Origin of the sequence: Pinirhizobacter sp., assembly GCF_035317885.1 — a bacterium.
Taxonomy (GTDB): Bacteria; Pseudomonadota; Gammaproteobacteria; order Xanthomonadales; family Rhodanobacteraceae; genus Pinirhizobacter.
Genome location: NZ_DATHFX010000220.1, coordinates 1 through 5,963, shown reverse-complemented (window position 1 = coordinate 5,963; position 5,963 = coordinate 1). Strand labels below are relative to the sequence as shown.

At 64.6% G+C, this 5,963-nt stretch carries 6 protein-coding genes; 2 read left to right on the top strand and 4 right to left on the bottom strand.

Going from position 1 to position 5,963, the window contains the following annotated elements:
- Positions 1-94: 94 nt before the first annotated feature.
- Positions 95-646 carry a hypothetical protein gene (locus VK519_RS07175; protein WP_324348574.1) on the top strand — a complete coding sequence of 184 codons (552 nt, stop codon included), beginning with the start codon at positions 95-97 and terminating at the stop codon, positions 644-646.
- Positions 647-650: 4 nt separating this feature from the next.
- On the opposite strand, the gene VK519_RS07170 is transcribed toward VK519_RS07175, so the two are convergent.
- The 3 genes from VK519_RS07170 to VK519_RS07160 form a co-directional block, all read right to left on the bottom strand.
- A complete protein-coding gene (locus tag VK519_RS07170; protein WP_324348573.1) occupies positions 651-2,705 on the bottom strand; it encodes a M13 family metallopeptidase in 2,055 nt (684 codons plus the stop codon).
- On the bottom strand, positions 2,702-3,307 hold the full coding sequence (locus tag VK519_RS07165; RefSeq protein ID WP_324348572.1) for a cytochrome c oxidase assembly factor Coa1 family protein: 606 nt from the start codon (positions 3,305-3,307) through the stop codon (positions 2,702-2,704). Before VK519_RS07165 ends, VK519_RS07170 begins: the two co-directional genes overlap by 4 nt.
- Before the next feature lie 141 nt (positions 3,308-3,448).
- Positions 3,449-3,877: a cupin domain-containing protein gene (locus VK519_RS07160; protein ID WP_324348570.1), complete on the bottom strand. Its 429-nt coding sequence runs from the start codon at positions 3,875-3,877 to the stop codon at positions 3,449-3,451.
- A 117-nt stretch (positions 3,878-3,994) separates the two neighbouring features.
- On the opposite strand from VK519_RS07160, the gene VK519_RS07155 reads away from it, so the two are divergent.
- Complete coding sequence (locus VK519_RS07155) at positions 3,995-4,894, top strand: LysR family transcriptional regulator (RefSeq protein ID WP_324348569.1); 900 nt, start codon at positions 3,995-3,997, stop codon at positions 4,892-4,894.
- Between the two features lie 22 nt (positions 4,895-4,916).
- On the opposite strand, the gene VK519_RS07150 is transcribed toward VK519_RS07155, so the two are convergent.
- Positions 4,917-5,963 (bottom strand): glutamate-5-semialdehyde dehydrogenase (locus VK519_RS07150; protein ID WP_324348567.1); only part of this gene is annotated, 1,047 nt, incomplete at its 5' end.

The following is a 5,963-nucleotide window of genomic DNA, read 5'->3' as shown; positions in this document are numbered from 1 at the left end:
CAGGCGCGCTGACGCCGAAGGCGTGGTGCAGTCGCTGTCGACGATGGGCACGCAGGCCGGAAGTGACTTCAAGGCAGGGTATGCGGCAACCGCCATGCCGGTGCGCCTTGCCATGGAGGGCCGTCAATGGGACGTTGCCTCAAACCTGCAACCACAGCCAGGTTCATCCCCGGAAGTGGCCGCCATTGTCTATTGGGCCCGCGCCGTGGCCCAGGCGCGCGACGGCCACCCGCAAGCAGCCGATCAGGACATCGCGAAACTCGAGACCTGCCGACAGCAGTTGGTGGCCGATGGCAAAACCTATTGGGCGACCCAGGTCGAGATCCTCGCGAAGGAAAGCAAGGCCTGGCAATTAGCGGCGCAATCGCATCCCGACCAGGCCATCAAAGCGCTTCGGCTGGCCGCGGACCAGGAAGACGGTATCGAGAAACTTCCATTGACGCCGGGCCCGATCATTCCAGCTCGCGAACAACTTGGAGACTTGCTGCTGGCAATGCATCGACCGAAGGAAGCGCTTGAGGCCTATCGGGTTGCATTGGCTGCGGCGCCCGGCAGGCGCGGGGCGCTTAGCGGCGCGGCGCAGGCCGCCGATGCTGTGGACGATACCCGGACAGCCGACCAGATGCGGACGCTCCTGTCGAAGTGATTGCCTACCATATCTGCACTCTTTTTCCCGGCGCCAGGTACAACCGATCGCCAGCCTTGACCCCGAAAGCCTCGTACCAGGCATCGATATTCCGGAAAGGGATATTGACGCGCTCCGGATACGGAGAGTGCACGTCGTCCGTCACCTGGTCGCGCAGCGCTTCCGGTGTCTTTTTGCCTCGCCACACCCGGGCCCATGCAAGGAAGAACCGCTGCTCACCGGTAAGGCCATCCAGCGTGGATGCTGCCCTGCCCGCCAGGGAGCGGTGATAGGCGTCCAAGGCCAGGGTGACGCCGCCTAAGTCGGCGATATTCTCGCCCATGGTCTGGCCGGCATCGACGTGCATGCCGGGCACGGGTTCGGTGGCGGCGTATTGCCTGCCCAGTGCGGCGGCACGTTGGGCGAATGCCTGGCCGTCGGTCTTGCCCCACCAGTCACGAAGGCGGTTGTCCGCATCCATGTGGCGACCGTCATCATCGAAACCGTGCGTCCATTCGTGGCCGATATACGAGCCGAGTGCGCCGTAGTTGGCAGCTGGATCGCCTTGTCGATCGAACAGGGGTGGCTGCAATAGCGCCGCGGGGAATTCGATGTTCAACGCCTCGCCGTTTTCCGCGTCCACCGTCTGCGGCGCTTCGTACCACTCGGTCGGATCCACTGGACGGGCAAGCAGCCCCAGCTCGTAGCGCCAGTCCACGGCCGCGGAGCGCAAAACATCGCCCACCAGGTCGTCGTCGCGAATCACATCCGGAGCATCCTGGCGCCAATGGTCGGGGTAGCCGACATTCACCGTATAGGCGAGGAGTTTTCGCTGGGCCTCGGCGCGGGTTCCGGGCGACATCCATGCCAGCTTGTCGATGCGATCGCGGTACGCATCGCGCAGCTCCTGGATCATCGCCCGCACGCTATCGCGCGAGGACGCCGGAAAATACTTCGCCACGTACAGCTGCCCCACGCTCCAACGCAGGCTTCCGAAGCACACGGATGGGTCACCGGGGCACCCGCTGCCGGAAATGGTCTGGACGGCCAGTTGCCAGGGTTCCGGTGGCGCCGATTGTCCTGCCAACACCATCCCCCGGAAGCGGAACCATGCATCGGTGAAGTCGGCGGACAGCAACGGCGATGCATGATCGATCATGCGCGCGGCCTGCCAGGCCTCGATGGTGGACAACGGCGTTGAAGCGAACAGCCTGGCGACTTTCGGAAATGCAGCTTTTTCCACCAGCACCAGATGGGCGTCGCCGGGAATGCCGGAAGCGGCAAGGAAGTGCTGCCATGGGAAGCCCGGCGCCAGTCGTTCAAGCCCGGCGAGTGTCTCCGGGTTGTTCGTCGACAGTACGTCACGCTGTTGTGCCTCGTTCCAGCTGGCGCTGGCCAGCGCCGTTTCGAAGTCAAGCACGCGGCCAGCCGCGTCCGCGGGAGATGGCCATCCGACGCGGGCAAACGATGCAGAGAGGTAGGCGCGATACGCCGAGCGCTGCGCGGCAAACCGCTTGTCGAGGTAGTACGCACGATCAGGTAGTGCGGTGCCGGAAAGACTCAGGAACACGGCCGTATGTTTCGGATCGCGATGGTCCACGTCCACGATGACCCCGAACAACGATCCCTCGAAGCTCAGCGGCGCCCGGCCCATCAGCGCCACTTGCGCATCTTTCGTGGTTGCCTGGCGTACGCCGTCGAGCAACGGCTTGATCGGTTGCCAGCCCAAGGCGTCGCGCCTTGCCTGGTCGAGGTAGGCTCGATAATACGCCCCCACTTTTCCGGCGGCATCGCCAGGCTGGTGGCCTGCGGTTGCGGCCTGCGCCTGCATCAGTTCATGCAGTTGCCCCGTCGTACGGTCGATCATGCCCTGCAGCGTGCCCACTTCAATGTGGTCGCGCGGCAGTGGCGTCGTGTCGAGCCAGCGGCCGTTGGCGTAGCGATAGAAGTCGTCGCCTGGCCGCACCGCGGGATCGCCACCATCGGTGATAGGTGTCGCGACCAGGTCATGGCCGCCTGCCAGTGCAGCCGTCGTTGCGAGGAAAAAAGCCGGGATGGTGAACCAGAGCCACCTGCTCATGGTTGCTTGATGTCGATCCGGTGCCCGGTCGCGGCATCCTGGAATACCTCGTGTTTGGCCTCCCATTGGCCCAGGTGTTTCTCCGCCTCGACGTAGACCGTGCCCTTGCCATGAGGGCCCTCCAGATTGAAGGAAAGATCTGCCCGCCCATCCGGGCCACTGACCTGGATGTTGCCCATCGGCGTGCCTGCCGACATCGGCTCGCCGACGATCTGCACGACTTCCGCATTGGCCCTGGCATTGGCAAGGGCCACCTGATATGCGCCCGAGCTCTTCATCCCCTGGGTGATGGTCAGGAATATCCCGACCAAAAAAAGCGGCACCAAAAGCCATACCGCGATGCCCCACCTGGCCCAGGTTCGCTGGGTTGCCCTGAACTGTTCAATGCTGTCCCAGTGCCTGTTGCGCCAGGCCCAGGCACTCCCCCTGGCACCCAGCACGAACATCATCACGAAGCCGACCAGTGGAATGAAAACAAGCAGCGCGATCATCGTGCTGTTGCCGATGCCCCAGATCCAGCTCAGCAGGAACGCTCCCCAGTTCCAGCGATCGACCTCCGACGGTACTTCAGACGATGGACCACGCCCGGATGTGTTCTCCATGCCCCGCCCTTATTCCCTTGGTCAGAAACGAGTGTCGCGCATGGCCTCGCCGCGCGGCAAGCGCGCAGGATCTCGCGACTTGTCGAACTCCATCGCAAATCCCCCCCGCCAGCTAAGTGGGACGGATACCGAAGGGGGAGCCTACGTTCCGCCAGGTGGAAGCATCTGGATCAACGGCTGGTCCTCTTCCTCCAGCAGGTAATTGGCCACGAAGGTGGCAGGTCCCCCCACGGGGTCGAAGTGCTCGATCACGGTGTTGGCGGGCTCGAAGATGGCCGAACCCGCGGGATATTCCCCGGCCGGCTGACCTTCCACCTGGAACAGGATGGTGCCTTTGACCACGTAGCAGATGACGGGCGCCGGATGCTGGTGACGCCCGGTGGGTTGCCCTTCGGCCAGGGTAATTTCCTTGACCTCTACCCTGCCCACCCTGGTTCCCGCCGCCAGAGACGCCGACAACAAAGGTTTGCGCACGATGTCGATGGTCCCGGCCATCGCGGGGCCTGCAGCTCCGCATGCAGCGCACGTCACCGCCATCAGCAAGGCACCCTTGCCTGCGATCTTCTTCATTACCCACCTCTTTGCTATCGTCGGCGGACACAGCGTCGCGCCAGGTACGATGAGTCTGCGCCTGGGTGCCGCCGCGATAAATCCCTCGCAGGGCAATGCAACGTTGCAGGTGACGCAATGAAGTCGGACCGGTTCGTGCAGCTGATGCACTTCGTCGAGGTGGCGCGCCAGCGTGGCTTTACACAAGCGGCTGGCGTGCTAGGCGTGAGTGCGTCGTCGATGAGCCGCAGCGTGTCCCGCCTGGAAGAGCGCCTTGGCGTACGCCTGGTGCAACGCACAAGCCGCGCGGTAAGCCTGACCGAGGCCGGCCAAGCCTACTTCACGCGATGCGAAACCTTGCTGGCGCAGCTAGATGCAGCCGATGCGATGGCCGACAGCGCCAGTCAGGACATCGCCGGCCGCATACGACTTAGCGTGCCCACGGGCCTTACCGATGCGCGCGTGATGCCGGCGCTGACCACCTTCATGGCCAGCCATCCGCGCATTGAGGTGGAACTGTTCGCGGGTAATCGTTATGTGGACCTGATCGACGAGGGCTACGACCTTGCCATCCGCGTGGGCGACCTGCCCGACTCCGAGCAGGTCGCGCGCCGCATCGGCGAGAACCGCCGCGTATTAGTGGCAACGCCACGATACGTCGACACCCATGGCTCACCGGTAAAACCGGCCGACCTTGCCGACCATGCGGGATTGCAATTGGGCAACGCGCCGCCCGCGCCCGCGTGGATCCTCAAGCAGGGATCGCACGAAGTACGCGTGCAACCGCGCAGCAGCCTGCTGTGCAACCACGCCGCGGCGATCCGTTTGGCCGCCCTGGCGCACCTGGGCGTCGCCGTCCTTCCCAGCATGCTTGTCGATGAAGACATAAGGCAACGCGCACTGGTGCGGCTGTTACCCCGCTGGACGCTACCCCCACAACCCATCCACGCACTCTTTCCTTCCAACCGGCATATGCCGGCGAAGGTGCGGCTACTCGTGGACCACTTGGCGTCCGTGCTGAAACACGACGAGAGATAACACCACGGCGGACAGCTTGGCGCTAGTGGCGGATCTGGCCTGTCCCGCGGACGACAAAGCGTTCAATGGTGAGCGATTCCGCGCCCATCGGTCCATAGGCATGCAAACGGGTGGTGGAGATGCCGATCTCGGCGCCAAGGCCCAGTTCGCCTCCATCGCTGAAGCGCGATGAGGCATTGACCATCACCACGGCCGAGCGCAGGGCGGCAATGAAGCGATCGGCGGTGGCGGCGTTGTGCGTGGCGATCACCTCGGTGTGGTCGGAGCCGAAGCGGCGGATGTGCGTGATGGCATCGTCCAGGCTGTCGACCACGCGCACCGCGATGATCAGGTCGAGGAACTCGGCGGCGTAATCGTCGTCGGTGGCGCTGGCCATGGACGTGATGGCTCGTGATCGTTCGCAGCCGCGCCATTCGACCTGGGGTAACGCGGCCACGGCGCGCGGCAGGAACTGGGCGGCCACGTCGGCGTGCACCAGAAGCGTTTCCAGTGCATTGCACACGCCAGGACGGCTCGCCTTGCCGTCCACCAGCAAGCGCAGGGCAAGTTCAAGGTCCGCGTCGCTGTCCACGTACAGGTGGCACACACCCTTGTAATGCTTGATCACCGGCACGCGGGCGTGCTCGGCGACAAAGCGGATCAGGCCTTCACCGCCGCGGGGAATGGCAAGGTCGATGATGTCGGTGAGCTGCAGCAGCTGCACCATGGCGTCACGGGAGAGATCTTCCACCACGCTCACGGCGGCACTGGGCACACCGCTGGCTTCCAGCGCCGTGGCGATCACGCGGGCAATGGCCGCATTGGAGTGGGCCGCTTCCGAGCCGCCCCGCAACACCACGCCGTTGCCTGCCATCAGGCACAATGCGGCGGCATCGGCGGTGACGTTGGGGCGGGCCTCGTAGATCATCGCTATGGTGCCCAGCGGCACGCGCACGCGCTCCACCACGATGCCATTGGGGCGGGTTTCGCGGCGCGTCACCACGCCGACGGGGTCGGGCAAGGTCGCCACGTCGCGGACACCCTCGGCCATGGCCTGTATACGTGTGTCGTCCAGGCGCAGGCGGTCAAG

Excerpts from the sequence above, each read along its gene's own strand:
- VK519_RS07160 (WP_324348570.1), bottom strand. The coding sequence starts at position 3,877 with ATGAAGAAGATCGCAGGCAAGGGTGCCTTGCTGATGGCGGTGACGTGC.
- VK519_RS07165 (WP_324348572.1), bottom strand. The coding sequence starts at position 3,307 with ATGGAGAACACATCCGGGCGTGGTCCATCGTCTGAAGTACCGTCGGAG.
- VK519_RS07155 (WP_324348569.1), top strand. The coding sequence starts at position 3,995 with ATGAAGTCGGACCGGTTCGTGCAGCTGATGCACTTCGTCGAGGTGGCG.
- VK519_RS07175 (WP_324348574.1), top strand. The coding sequence starts at position 95 with ATGCCGGTGCGCCTTGCCATGGAGGGCCGTCAATGGGACGTTGCCTCA.
- VK519_RS07170 (WP_324348573.1), bottom strand. The coding sequence starts at position 2,705 with ATGAGCAGGTGGCTCTGGTTCACCATCCCGGCTTTTTTCCTCGCAACG.